At 65.8% G+C, this 12572-nt stretch carries 13 protein-coding genes; 9 read left to right on the top strand and 4 right to left on the bottom strand.

The features are described from left to right. Positions 1-5: 5 nt before the first annotated feature. From MB901379_RS22430 to egtE, 7 genes are all read left to right on the top strand, one after another. Positions 6-434 (top strand): organic hydroperoxide resistance protein, encoded by a 429-nt coding sequence (locus tag MB901379_RS22430; RefSeq protein ID WP_174237056.1) that lies wholly within the window; start codon positions 6-8, stop codon positions 432-434. A 5-nt stretch (positions 435-439) separates the two neighbouring features. Continuing rightward, complete coding sequence (locus tag MB901379_RS22425; protein WP_158018611.1) at positions 440-1087, top strand: sensor domain-containing protein; 648 nt, start codon at positions 440-442, stop codon at positions 1085-1087. 148 nt (positions 1088-1235) lie between these two features. Beyond that, positions 1236-2525: an ergothioneine biosynthesis glutamate--cysteine ligase EgtA gene (gene egtA / locus MB901379_RS22420; RefSeq protein WP_158018610.1), complete on the top strand. Its 1290-nt coding sequence runs from the start codon at positions 1236-1238 to the stop codon at positions 2523-2525. Continuing rightward, on the top strand, positions 2522-3820 hold the full coding sequence (gene egtB / locus MB901379_RS22415) for an ergothioneine biosynthesis protein EgtB (protein ID WP_158018609.1): 1299 nt from the start codon (positions 2522-2524) through the stop codon (positions 3818-3820). Before egtA ends, egtB begins: the two co-directional genes overlap by 4 nt. After that, the gene (egtC, locus tag MB901379_RS22410) at positions 3820-4530 is read left to right on the top strand and encodes an ergothioneine biosynthesis protein EgtC (RefSeq protein WP_158018608.1); all 711 of its coding nucleotides are present in this window, start codon (positions 3820-3822) and stop codon (positions 4528-4530) included. The genes egtB and egtC overlap by 1 nt, the downstream gene beginning before the upstream one ends. Continuing rightward, positions 4530-5495 (top strand): L-histidine N(alpha)-methyltransferase, encoded by a 966-nt coding sequence (gene egtD, locus MB901379_RS22405; RefSeq protein ID WP_158018607.1) that lies wholly within the window; start codon positions 4530-4532, stop codon positions 5493-5495. Before egtC ends, egtD begins: the two co-directional genes overlap by 1 nt. Beyond that, positions 5492-6631, top strand: coding sequence for an ergothioneine biosynthesis PLP-dependent enzyme EgtE (gene egtE / locus MB901379_RS22400; RefSeq protein ID WP_158018606.1), 1140 nt, complete (start codon positions 5492-5494; stop codon positions 6629-6631). The genes egtD and egtE overlap by 4 nt, the downstream gene beginning before the upstream one ends. Before the next feature lie 18 nt (positions 6632-6649). On the opposite strand, the gene MB901379_RS22395 is transcribed toward egtE, so the two are convergent. Both MB901379_RS22395 and MB901379_RS22390 read right to left on the bottom strand, forming a co-directional pair. Continuing rightward, positions 6650-7333, bottom strand: a complete 684-nt coding sequence (locus tag MB901379_RS22395; protein ID WP_158018605.1) for a class I SAM-dependent methyltransferase — start codon at positions 7331-7333, stop codon at positions 6650-6652. Between the two features lie 20 nt (positions 7334-7353). Continuing rightward, positions 7354-8838 (bottom strand): glutamate--cysteine ligase, encoded by a 1485-nt coding sequence (locus MB901379_RS22390; protein WP_158018604.1) that lies wholly within the window; start codon positions 8836-8838, stop codon positions 7354-7356. Between the two features lie 70 nt (positions 8839-8908). Here MB901379_RS22390 and glpK point away from each other — a divergent pair, with 70 nt between their 5' ends. Then, entirely contained in the window at positions 8909-10480 is a 1572-nt protein-coding gene (glpK, locus tag MB901379_RS22385) for a glycerol kinase GlpK (protein ID WP_162334493.1), read from the top strand. Positions 10481-10506: 26 nt separating this feature from the next. On the opposite strand, the gene MB901379_RS22380 is transcribed toward glpK, so the two are convergent. After that, complete coding sequence (locus MB901379_RS22380; RefSeq protein ID WP_158018602.1) at positions 10507-11199, bottom strand: PadR family transcriptional regulator; 693 nt, start codon at positions 11197-11199, stop codon at positions 10507-10509. 146 nt (positions 11200-11345) lie between these two features. Between MB901379_RS22380 and MB901379_RS22375 the strand changes: the two genes are divergently transcribed. Continuing rightward, complete coding sequence (locus MB901379_RS22375) at positions 11346-11687, top strand: hypothetical protein (RefSeq protein ID WP_158018601.1); 342 nt, start codon at positions 11346-11348, stop codon at positions 11685-11687. Here MB901379_RS22375 and MB901379_RS22370 read toward each other — a convergent pair whose 3' ends face one another. Then, the gene (locus MB901379_RS22370; protein WP_158018600.1) at positions 11688-12554 is read right to left on the bottom strand and encodes an RDD family protein; all 867 of its coding nucleotides are present in this window, start codon (positions 12552-12554) and stop codon (positions 11688-11690) included. Positions 12555-12572 lie beyond the last annotated feature (18 nt).

Raw genomic sequence — 12572 nt, 5'->3', positions numbered from 1 at the left:
GCACCATGACCATTGAAGTCGTTTGCACCGCGGAGTCCACGGCAACCGGTGGTGGACGCGACGGGCATGTGAAATCCGACGATGGCCGGGTCGACCTGGAAACCAGCCCACCCACGGCGATGGGCGGCAATGGTGGGGGGACCAACCCCGAGCAGCTGTTCGCGGCCGGCTACGCCGCCTGCTTCCTGGGTGCTCTGCGGCTGGTGGGGGGTAAGTCAGAGGTCGTCCTCGACGACGTAACCACGCTGAGGGCCCGGATCGGTTTCGGCAAGGACTCGGCGGGCGGATTCGGGCTCACCGCCAAGATCGTTAGCTACCTGCCGGGTGTGGAGCAAGGCATCGCCGACGGTTTGGTGCAGCAGGCGCACCAGGTGTGCCCGTACTCCAAGGCCACCCGCGGCGATATCGACGTCGACGTATCGGCCAAGGTCTAGCCGGCATGCGGGTCGCCGTTGCGGCGGTGAGCCTCGGGCTGGGCATCGCCGGTCCGTTGGCGGCCCCCGCTGCGGAGGCGCATCCGTCGGAGCCGGGGGTGGTGTCCTACGCGGTCCTCGGCAAGGGGTCGGTCGGAAATATCGTCGGCGCGCCGATGGGTTGGGAGTCGGTGTTCACCCAGCCGTTCCAGGCATACTCGGTCGACCTTCCGGCCTGCAACAACTGGGCCGACATCGGGCTACCCGAGGTGTACGACGACCCCGATCTGGCCTCGTTCAACGGCGCCACCACGCAGACCTCTGCCACCGACCAAACGCACTACGTCAAGCAGGCGGTCGGGGTGTTCGCGACCAACGACGCCGCGGATCGGGCCTTCCATCGATTGGTTGACCGCACCGTGGGTTGCTCGGGACAGACCACCGCGATGCATTTGGAAAACGGAACCACGCAGGTATGGTCATTCGACGGCGGTCCACCCGGCGCACGTGATGCTGCGTGGACCAAGCAGGAAGCGGGCACCGATCGGCGGTGTTTCAATCAAACCCGGCTGCGTGAAAATGTGTTGCTGCAGGCCAAGGTCTGCCAGTCTGGCAACGGCGGCCCCGCCGTTAATGTGCTGGTTGGCGCGATGGAGAACACGCTCGGCCAGTAACGCTCAGAAATGTGGGTACTTGTCTGACCTGTGCAACCAAGACTGGCGGGAATATGTCGGGACGGTCTGGTAGATGACCTGGAAGATGACATGTGGCGGCTATCGTTGCCGGTAGCTGCGCAAGGTCCGGCCCCGGAGGGATCGTGATATGACGTTCGCCCCCAGTACTGCGGCGGCGTCGCAGCTGAATAACGCCCGCACGGCAGCCATCGAGATCGCCGGCTCGGAGGTTGCCGCCGGATATATCGCAGACGGCTGCCTCACCGACGGACCGTTGGGCCGGGTTGGTCTGGAGATCGAAGCGCATTGCTACGACCCGTCGGATCCTCTTCGCCGGCCGAGTTGGGACGAGATCAGCGGTGTTCTGCAGTTGCTGGGCCCGCTGCCCGGCGGGAGCGCGGTCAGTGTGGAGCCTGGTGGCGCGGTGGAACTGTCCGGCCCGCCGTGCGATGGGATCGCGGCCGCCATCGACGCGATGGCCCGCGATCAGACCGTGCTGCGGTCCACGTTCGCCGACGCCGAGCTGGGCTTGGTCTTTCTCGGCGCCGACCCGATACGACCGACCATGCGGATCAACCCGGGCGCGCGTTATCGAGCCATGGAACAGTTCTTCACCGCCAGCCAGAACGGGATGGCCGGCGCGGCGATGATGACGTCGACCGCCTCGATACAGGTCAATGTCGACGCCGGGCCGCAGGCGGGCTGGGTGGCCCGGGTACGACTGGCGCACGCCCTGGGGCCCACGATGATTGCCATCGCCGCCAATTCCCCAATGTTGGAGGGCAGCTTCTCCGGGTGGCGGTGCACCCGGCAGCGGGTCTGGGGACAGATGGATGACGCTCGGTGTGGGCCAATCCTGGGGGCCAGTGCTGAGGACCCCGTCACCGATTGGGCGCGCTACGCGCTGAAAGCCCCGGTAATGCTGGTGCACAATCCGGACGCGGTGGCGGTTACCCACCACGTGCCTTTCATGGATTGGGCGGACGGTCGGGTCCTGCTGGGCGATCGGCGCCCGACCATCGCCGATCTCGATTACCACCTCACCACGCTGTTCCCGCCGGTGCGCCCCCGGCAGTGGCTGGAAATTCGGTACCTGGACAGCGTCCCCGATGCATTCTGGCCCGCCGTGGTGTTCACGCTGGTGACGTTGCTCGATGACCCGGCCGCGGCGGATATGGCGGCCGAGATCGTCGAGCCGGTCGCCACCGAGTGGGACGCGGCCGCGCGCGACGGTCTCGCCGATCCCAGGCTGCATGCGGCGGCCAACCGATGTCTGGCCGTCGCTGCCGAACGAGCACCGGCCGATTTGGTTCCCACGATGCAGGCATTGATGTCCAACGTGGAGCGGGGTCGCTGTCCCGGCGACGACTTCGGCGACCTGGTGATCGAGCACGGTATCGCGCCGACGGTGGCGCGGTTGGCACGAGGGGAATTGTGACCTCACGGGAAAGACTGGCCGGCGACCTGGAACGGGCCCGGACGCGTACGCTGCGGCTGGTCGATTTCGATGACGCCGAGCTGTGTCGGCAGTACGACCCGTTGATGAGCCCGCTGGTGTGGGATTTGGCACATATCGGTCAGCAGGAGGAGTTGTGGCTGCTGCGCGGCGGTAACCCGGATCGGCCCGGGATGTTGCCGGCGGCCATCGAGAGACTCTACGACGCATTCGAGCACTCGCGCGCCAGCCGTGTCGATCTCCCGCTATTGTCCCCGCAGCAGGCGCGATCGTTTTGCCGCACGGTTCGGTCGGCCGCGCTGGATGCCCTCGATGCGCTGCCCGACGATCGTCCCGACGACCCGGCCAGTTTCGCGTTCGGGCTGGTGCTCAGCCACGAGTATCAGCACACCGAAACCATGCTGCAGGCGTTGAATCTGCGCACCGGCGCGCCCCTTCTGGGCGAGCCTGCCCGGCTGCCTCCGGGTCGGCCGGGGGTGGCAGGAACGTCGGTGCTTGTCCCGGGCGGCCCCTTTGTGCTGGGGGTGGACGGCGCCAGCGAGCCTTACTCGTTGGACAACGAGCGCCCGGCGCACGTCGTCGACGTGCCGGCGTTTCGGATCGGGCGGGTTCCGGTGACCAACGGTGAATGGCAACACTTCATCGACGATGGTGGCTATGCGGAACCTCGGTTCTGGTCCGCCCGTGGCTGGCAGCATCGGCAGCGCGCCGATCTGACCGCGCCACGCTTCTGGAATTCCGATACCGCGCACACCAGATTCGGCTACGTGGAAGACATTCGGGCCGATGAGCCGGTGCAACATGTCTCCTACTTCGAAGCGGAGGCGTACGCGGCATGGGCCGGCGCCCGCCTCCCCACCGAAATCGAGTGGGAGAAGGCCTGCGCGTGGGATCCGGCGACGAACTCGCGCCGCCGATTCCCGTGGGGTAACGAGGAGCCGTCGGATGGGCACGCCAACCTGGGGGCGGCGGCGCTGCGCCCAGCTCCCGCCGGTGCCTACCCGGCTGGCGCTTCGGCGTACGGGGCCGAGCAGCTGCTCGGTGATGTCTGGGAGTGGACCTCCTCTGCCCTGCATCCCTGGCCGGGTTTCGTTCCGATGATCTATGAGCGCTACTCCCAGCCGTTTTTCGACGGCGACTATCGGGTGCTGCGCGGTGGCTCGTGGGCGGTCGATCCGGCGATCCTGCGGCCCAGTTTCCGCAACTGGGATCACCCGTACCGTCGCCAGATCTTCAGTGGGGTTCGGCTGGCGTGGTCGATCGAGGATCCGGCCTGATGTGTCGTCATCTGGGTTGGCTCGGCGGGCAGGTCACGTTGTCCTCGTTGGTGTTGGATCCGCCGTACGGGCTGCGGGTGCAGTCCTATGCGCCGCGCCGGCAAAAGCATTGCCTGCTGAACGCCGATGGTTGGGGCGTTGGCTTTTTCGATAGCGCTTCGCAGGACGGTACCCCCCGGCGCTGGCGTAGTCCGGCCCCGCTGTGGGGGGACACCTCGTTCGATTCGGTCGCACCCGCGCTGCGCAGCAATTGTGTGGTTGCCGCGGTGCGCTCGGCAACCGTGGGCATGCCGATTGACGTCAGCGCGACAGCACCGTTCACCGACGGCCGGTGGCTGTTGTCGCACAACGGGATCGTTGACCGAGCCGTGTTGCCTCTCAGCGCGAAGGCCGAATCGGTCTGTGACAGCGCCATACTCGCGGCGATGATTTTCGAACGCGGGCTGGACGCACTTGGTGACACAATCCAAGAGATCGGCGCGGCTGACCCGAAGGCCCGGCTGAATATATTAGCCGCCAACGGGTCTCGTTTGCTGGCCACGACCTGGCACGACACTCTGTCCATTCTGCGCCGGCCCGATGGGGTGGTGCTGGCCAGCGAACCTTATGACAACGACTCCGATTGGGAAGACGTGCCAGATCATCACCTGGTGGAGGTCACCGCGGATCGGGTCACGTTGACAGCATTGGATGCAACGGAGGGGCCTTGATGACACTGTCGCTGTCGAACCATCTAGCCGAGGACTCGGCCTACCTTGCATTGCGCCGAGACGTTTTCGACGGCTTGCAGAGGTCGCCGAAATCGTTGCCGCCCAAGTGGTTCTATGATTCGATCGGTAGTGAGCTGTTTGATCAGATCACTCGGTTGCCGGAGTATTACCCGACCCGTGCTGAGGCGGGCATCCTGCGCCGCCGCGCGGCCGAAATCGCGGCCGACAGCAGGGCCGACACCCTGGTCGAACTGGGCAGCGGGACTTCGGAGAAAACGCGGCTGCTGTTGAACGCGTTGCGGGACCGCGGACTGCTGCGCAGATTCGTGCCGTTCGACGTTGACGCCAGCGTGCTATCTGCGGCGGCGAACGCCATCCGAGGTGAATATCAGGGAATCGAGATCCAAGCGGTCTGTGGCGATTTCGAGGAGCACCTGTCCGAAATCCCTGGCGGAGGCCGACGGCTGTTCGTGTTTCTGGGATCGACGATCGGCAACCTCACACCGGAGCCGCGGGCGGAATTCCTCGCCGCGTTGGCCGGGGTGATGAGGCGGGGCGACAGCCTCCTGCTGGGCACCGACCTGGTCAAAGACACTGATCGCTTGATTCGCGCCTACGACGATGCCTCAGGGGTAACCGCACGGTTCAACCGAAACGTGCTCGCGGTGATCAACCGCGAACTCGACGCGGATTTCGAGGTGGAGGCCTACCAGCACGTCGCCCGGTGGAACAGTGCGGAGGAACGGATCGAGATGTGGTTGCGGTCCGATCGCCGGCAGCGAGTGCGAGTGGGTGCCTTGGAGTTGACCGTCGACTTCAGTCCCGGTGAGGAGATGCTCACCGAAGTATCGTGCAAGTTTCGGCCAGATGGGGTCCGCGCTGAACTGGCCGCGGTGGGCTTGCGTCGCACCCAGTGGTGGACCGACCACGCCAATGACTTCGGCATGTCACTGGCCCACAAGTGAGCGAAGCGACTCCTCTGGCCGACCGGTGGCGGGCGGCCCGCCCCCCGGTTGCCGGACTGCATTTGGACAATGCGGCCTGCTCACGCCAAAGTTTCGCGGTGCTTCAGGCCGCCGCCCAGCACGCGCTACACGAGGCTGAGGTCGGCGGCTACGTTGCGGCCGAAGCCGCCGCGCCGGTGCTTGATGCGGGTCGCGCCGCCGTCGCGACATTGTGCGGCTCGCCTGACGCCGAGGTGGTGTTCACTACCGGTTCCCTGCACGCCTTGGATTTGCTGTTGGGCAGTTGGCCGGGCGAGCGTCGGAGGCTGGCCTGCCTGCCCGGTGAGTACGGCCCGAATCTGGCTGTGATGGCCGCGCATGGATTCGACGTGCGTCTGCTGCCGACTCTGGATGACGGCAGGCTGGCGCTGGACGATGCGGCGTTCCAGCTGGAGGAGGACCCGCCCGACTTGGTTCACCTGACTCCCGTGGCCAGCCACCGGGGCACCGTGCAGCCGCTGCCAATGATGGCGAAGCTGTGCGCTGAGCTGGGGCTGCCGCTGGTTGTTGATGCCGCTCAGGCGCTTGGGCAGGTGGACTGCGCCGTAGCTGCCGACGTCACCTATTCGTCGTCGCGCAAATGGATCGCGGGACCACGCGGTGTCGGGGTGTTGGCCGTGCGGCCCGAGCTGATGGAACGGCTGACACCGCGGCTGCCGCCGCCGGGCTGGGCGCCGACGCTGTCGGTGGCTGAACGGCTACAGTTCGGGGAGGCCAATATTGCTGCGCGCGTGGGTTTTTCACTGGCCGTGGGGGAGCATTTGGCGTGTGGGCCGAAACTGATCCGGGCCCGCCTGGCGGAGTTGGGCGGCATCACCCGGACCCTGCTGGCCGATGTCGATGGCTGGTTCGTCGCCGAAGAGGTAGACGAGCCCAGCGCCATCACGACGCTGGTCGCGGCCGACGGCGTCGACGCCGCGGCGGTGCGGGCCTGGTTGCTCACGGAGCGTCGAATCGTAACGACCTACGCCAGTGTGGAGCGTGCTCCGCACGAGTTGGCGGCGCCGGTGCTGCGGATTTCACCGCACGTCGATACCACCGCCGAAGAGTTGGAGGTATTCGCCGAGGCGCTGATCGCCGCGACCGCCGCGAGCTGACATCAACGCCGAGTGCCGCTAGGCCTTGTGCGCGGTGAGTAGGTAGGCGGGGAACTTTACCCGGCCCTTCTCGTCGCGGTCATGCGGCGGAAACTCGATCGGTGGTGCGGGCAGCTGCGGCATCGGGGGGACATTGGCATGGATGTACGCGGGCCGGATCTCGTCGATCTCCCAGTACTTGCTGACCGCGGCCCGCAACTCACCCTCGTCGACTTCGTTGGGCTTGGTCTCCAATTCGGCCGGAAAGGCGCCCCTGGCGAATACCAACACGTAGTAGTCGGCTCCCGGGGCCGCCGCACGGTGTATCGCGCTTAGGTAGCCGTCGCGGCCCTCTACTGGCAACGAGTGAAATAGCGTGCTGTCGATCACCGTCGAAAAGCGGCCGTCATAGCCGGTGAACGACGTGATGTCGGCTTGTTGGAAGCTCGCCGTGGTCAACTCGCGTTCCTGGGCCGCCTTGGTGGCGGCCTCGATGGCCGCCTGTGTGATATCGATGCCGACCACCGTGTAACCCTCGGCGGCCAGCGTCAACGATAGTTCGGCATACCCGCATCCGGCGTCGAGCACGTCGCTGCGCACCTTTCCGGACGCGATCAACGCCGCCAGCTCCGGCTGCGGCTCACCGATATTCCAGGGCGGTGGGCCGTCGAACGCTCCCTGCTCGCGGTAGGCGCCCTCCCAGTCGATCAAGCCTGAAGTCATGGCTTCCAACCTACGCGTGGTTACTGAGGCCAGGTATGGACCGGCTCGTTGGCGTGCATGTGTTTGCAGTATCGGCGCAGCATCTCGGCCAATGCCTCGCGGCGACTCATCCCCTGGCCCTGCAACGCGTCAACGGTCGTCACCTGCCAGCTAGCGCCGTTGCGGCCGGTCTTGGCACGGCCCTCGATAACACCCAGGAACCGCTCACGCACGACAGCGTCGACACCCCACCGTCGCAGGCCCTCGTGGGCCATCGGCAGCAAGGTATCCAACACCAACTCCGGTGCGGTCACCTCGCCCAGGCCCGGCCAGTGCAGCCGGGCGTCGAGGCCTTGTCGGGCCGCTGCGAGGAAATTCGATTGTGCCGCAGAGAATGCCATCGTCGACCACAGCGGCCGATCCGCTTCGGACAGACTCCGGAGCGTGCCGTAGTAGAAGGCGGAATTCGCCAACATGTCGATGACGGTGGGTCCGGCAGGCAGCACGCGGTTCTCCAACCGGAGATGCGGCCGCCGGACCCCGTCCACGTCCACGATGTCGTACACCGGCCGGTTCCACCGGTACACCGTGCCGTTGTGCAACCGCAGTTCGGCGAGTTCGGGGATTTTCCCAGCGGCAAGCTCGGCGACCGGGTCCTCCTCGGACACTTCGGGAAGCAGCGACGGAAAGTAGCGGATGTTCTCCTTGAACAGGTCGAGGATGGAGGTGATCCACTGCTCACCGAACCACACCCGGGGTCGCACCCCCTGGGTCTTCAGCTCTTCGGGGCGGGTGTCGGTGGATTGGGTGAACAGTTCGATCCGAGTCTCCGGCCAGAGTCGGTGGCCAAAGAAGTAGGGCGAATTGGCGCCCAACGCGAGCTGTGGGCCGGCCAGCATCTGGGCCGCGTTCCAGTTGGCGGCAAAATCTGCCGGTGCGACTTGCAGATGCAATTGCATACTGGTGCAAGCTGATTCGGGTGCAATGGAGGCGGCTTGCCAGCGCAATGGCTCCGGACCTGAAATGTTGATCGGGATGTCCTCGCCGCGGGCGTCGAAGATCGAGTCATTCAGCGCGCTGTAGCGCGTCGATTCGCTCATCCAGCCATCGGCTAGGTGTTCGGGCATCAGGGTGGGCAGGATGCCGATCATGACGATGTGGGCGCCACCGGAGCTGGCCTTCTGCTCGGCATCGTTGAGGCTGGCTCGCACCTCTTTTTCCAGGTCCAGGCCGGTGTGGCCGGGGAGCGGGCGGGGCGGGACGTTGAGTTCGATGTTGAACGCGCCCAATTCGGTCTGGTAGGCCGGATCCGCGATCGCGTCCAACACGGAGCGATTCGACATGGCGGGCTGGTACTGGCCGTCGACCAGGTTGCATTCGATCTCCATGCCGGTGAGCGGGCGGTCGGAATCGAAGCGGCACCGATGCAGCATCGTTTCGAAGACGTCCACACAAAGTTGGACTTTGCGCCGGTATTCCCGCCGGTGTGCGCGGTCATACGTAGTGCGCTCGACCTCTTCGCCCACAACGCCGATGCAACCGGTTTGCCGGCCGGTGCGCAAGTATCACCCCGGTACCGCCCAAGCGCCGACCCGCATAGACCATCATGGACGATTACATCCAGTCTTCGATGTCACCCGAGGAGAGCAGTTGGCCGACTTCGTAGCCTCCATCGATCAGGGCACCACCAGCACCCGCTGCATGATCTTCGATCACCAAGGCGCCGAGGTGGCCCGCCACCAGCTCGAGCATGAACAGATCCTGCCCCGCGCCGGCTGGGTCGAACACAATCCGGTGGAGATCTGGGAGCGTACCGCGTCCGTATTGATGTCGGTGCTCAACGCGACCGATTTGTCGCCGAAAGACCTTGCTGCGCTAGGCATTACCAACCAGCGCGAGACCACCCTGGTATGGAACAAGAAGACCGGCCGGCCCTACTACAACGCGATCGTCTGGCAGGACACTCGCACCGACCGTATCGCGTCGGCCCTGGACCGCGATGGCCGCGGGGACGTGATCCGACGCAAGGCGGGGTTGCCCCCGGCCACCTACTTCTCCGGTGGGAAGTTGCAGTGGATCCTGGAGAACGTCGACGGGGTACGTGCCGCCGCCGAACGCGGCGATGCGCTGTTCGGGACGCCGGACACCTGGGTGTTGTGGAATCTGACCGGCGGGCCGCGTGGTGGCGTACACGCGACCGACGTGACCAACGCCAGCCGGACCATGCTGATGGATTTGGAAACGCTGGACTGGGACGACGAGCTGCTGTCGTTCTTCGCCATCCCCCGCGCGATGCTGCCCACGATCGAGCCGTCCTCACCGCTGCAGCCCTACGGTGTCACGCTGGATTCCGGGCCGCTCGGGGGCGAGGTGCCAGTCACCGGAGTGGTCGGCGATCAGCACGCGGCGATGGTTGGCCAGGTGTGTCTGAGCGCTGGGGAAGCAAAGAATACCTATGGCACCGGCAACTTTCTGTTGCTGAACACCGGTGAGACGATCGTGCGATCGAACAACGGCTTGCTGACCACCGTGTGCTACCAGTTCGGGGATGCCAAACCCGTATACGCCCTTGAGGGTTCGATCGCGGTGACCGGTTCGGCCGTGCAGTGGTTGCGTGACCAGCTGGGCATCATCAGTGGTGCCTCGCAAAGCGAGGCTCTGGCACGGCAGGTCGCCGACAACGGTGGGGTGTATTTCGTGCCAGCGTTTTCGGGGTTGTTCGCCCCGTATTGGCGCTCCGATGCGCGCGGCGCGATCGTGGGACTGTCCCGATTCAACACCAACGCACATCTGGCCCGGGCGACGCTGGAAGCCATCTGCTACCAAAGCCGCGATGTGGTGGACGCCATGGAAGCCGATTCCGGAGTGCGCCTTGAGGTGTTGAAGGTCGACGGCGGCATCACCACCAATGACCTGTGCATGCAAATCCAGGCCGACGTGCTGGGTGTGGACGTGGTGCGGCCGGTGGTTGCCGAAACCACCGCCCTGGGTGCGGCCTATGCCGCGGGTTTGGCCGTCGGCTTCTGGGCGGACCCGTCTGACCTGCGGGCCAATTGGCAAGAGGACAAACGCTGGACGCCGCAGTGGACCGACGAGGAACGCGCCACGGGGTATGCGGGCTGGCGCAAGGCGGTGCAGCGGACCCTGGATTGGGTTGACGTGTCGTAATGAACGTGCCGGCCGGCGACCGGAGTTCAGTCCTCGCCCAGGATGCCGTAGATCTCGCGTCGGGCGTTGTTGATGATGTCGACAATGCGCTGCTGTTGCTCGGCGCTTGCGGTGTGGGCCGATTGCATGACCGCGCCGATCAGCTGGCGCATGGCCGTCCGCAAGTTGATGTGACCGGGGTCGACGCCTTCGGCGATCTCATCCCACGGTGGCGTCTGCACCTTATCGGCGGCCGCACGGCCGTCATCGGTCAGTTCGAAAAGCTTTTTGCTGCCGTCGGGCGCGCTGGCGGTGATCAGTCCCTCGTCATCGAGTAGCTGCAGCGTGGGATAGACCGAACCGGGGCTGGGCCGCCACAACCCGTTGCTGCGTTCGGCGATCTGCTGGATCATCTCGTAGCCGTGCATCGGTTGTTCGCTCAGCAGCACCAGGATGGCCGCCCGGACATCGCCGCGTCGTCCCCGGCCTGGTCCACCACGGCGCCAGCCGCCTCGTGGGCTGCCGGGGCCGAAGCCGAAGCCGAAGCCCGGAGCAAAGCCCGGGCCGAACCCCAAGGGTCCGTCGTGGCCGCCGTCGTGGTCGCGGAGGTGTTCGAAGAATTCACGCCGGGCATGCCGTCGAGCGCTGTGCAGCGCGCGCCGCTGTGCCGGCCCGGGACCGAAGCCGAATCCCGGACGGGCACCGAACGGCCCGCCGGGAGGGGTGAAGAGGTTGTTCATGTCGATATTCCTAGAGGTCTGCGGGGCACCAGTCGTGCCTCCGATGTATCAAGTGAATATCACGATATATCGTTAACGATCGCGATGCAACGATTGGCCAGCTTCGTCCCGTTTGTGCCTGGCAAGGGTCGGGTAGCAGGTGAGTGATGACGAGCAATGGTCGACGCGGCGGTCGGGGCGACGGCAGGGCCCGGTCGCGGGTCAACTGGGTGCTGGCGGTAGCCACTGTGCCGGGTGCGACGATCGTGATGCTGTTCGCGCTGGGCGCGGTGATGAGTACCGCATCCTGCGGTGCCAGCGGGTGCTCCAACCTGGGCGTTGGTATCGACTTCGGCTTCTTGTTCTATGGCGCACCCGTGGTGGCCGTGGTGGCGATAGCCGTCTCGGCGTTCACCGCCAAGCGCCGTGGCGGCATTGCGGTTCCGCTGATCGGGATCGCGCTGTTGGTTGCCGACGTGGTGCTGCTTGCGGTGGCCGTGGCGCAGTAGCTAGGTCGGGGGCGAGAAGCCGCCGGGATCGGCATTCTGCTGTCGCGGGGCGGGCGGCCAGCCCGGGTATTGCGGGGCGGTCGGTGTCCAGGGCGCCGGTGCCGTGTGCGGCATCGTGGGGGGTCCCATGGGGCGCAGACGTGCCAGTTCTCGGCGGTGCCGTTCGGCGAGTACGGCCGCGAGAACCAGCTGCGGCGGTGTGCCCGGCGGGGGTGGTGGAGCGATCTGGGACAGCACATCGCCGGCGATCCGATACGCCATCTGATCCCGCAACCTGGGATCGAGTTGTGTGGCACGGGAAAGGAATTGGCGTGCAACCTCGGCCTGGCCGGGAGTGAGCCCGGCGAGTTGCAACGACGACGCCCACCAGGCCAGCGCCGGCGGCATCGCCGGTGTTGGCGCCAACCGGGGACCGCGCTCGCTCACGACGATGGTGCCGGCGAATATGTCGCCGACGCGTTTGGCCTTCGACGAAAGCATGCTGCAGATCACGGCAGGGCTGCCCAGCAGCATCCAGATCTCGACGATCGACGACAGCGCGCGAAACAGCGCTTGGCGGAAGCGTTCTGGACCGCCGTCGTCGGACACCACGCGCAGACCCATCGCAAGCTTGCCCACCGAGCGGCCCCGGGTGGCGGTTTCTATGGCCACTGGATAACCGACCAGCACCAGTACCGTGAAGATGATGAGAAACGCGACGGTCAACGCGTCATCGAACTCACTCAGGGTTGCCGCCCACAACGTCATGCCGAGGATGTAGCCGGTGAGCATCACAACGATGTCAATGATCGCGCCGACCGCGCGCACCGGTAGCTGCGCGACCTGGACGTCGAGCACTACGGCGTCCCCGGTTACCACCTCCGACATAACAGGGAACGGTACAGG

This window comes from Mycobacterium basiliense (assembly GCF_900292015.1).
Taxonomy (GTDB): domain Bacteria; phylum Actinomycetota; class Actinomycetes; order Mycobacteriales; family Mycobacteriaceae; genus Mycobacterium; species Mycobacterium basiliense.
This window is presented reverse-complemented; position numbering and strand designations above follow the sequence as displayed.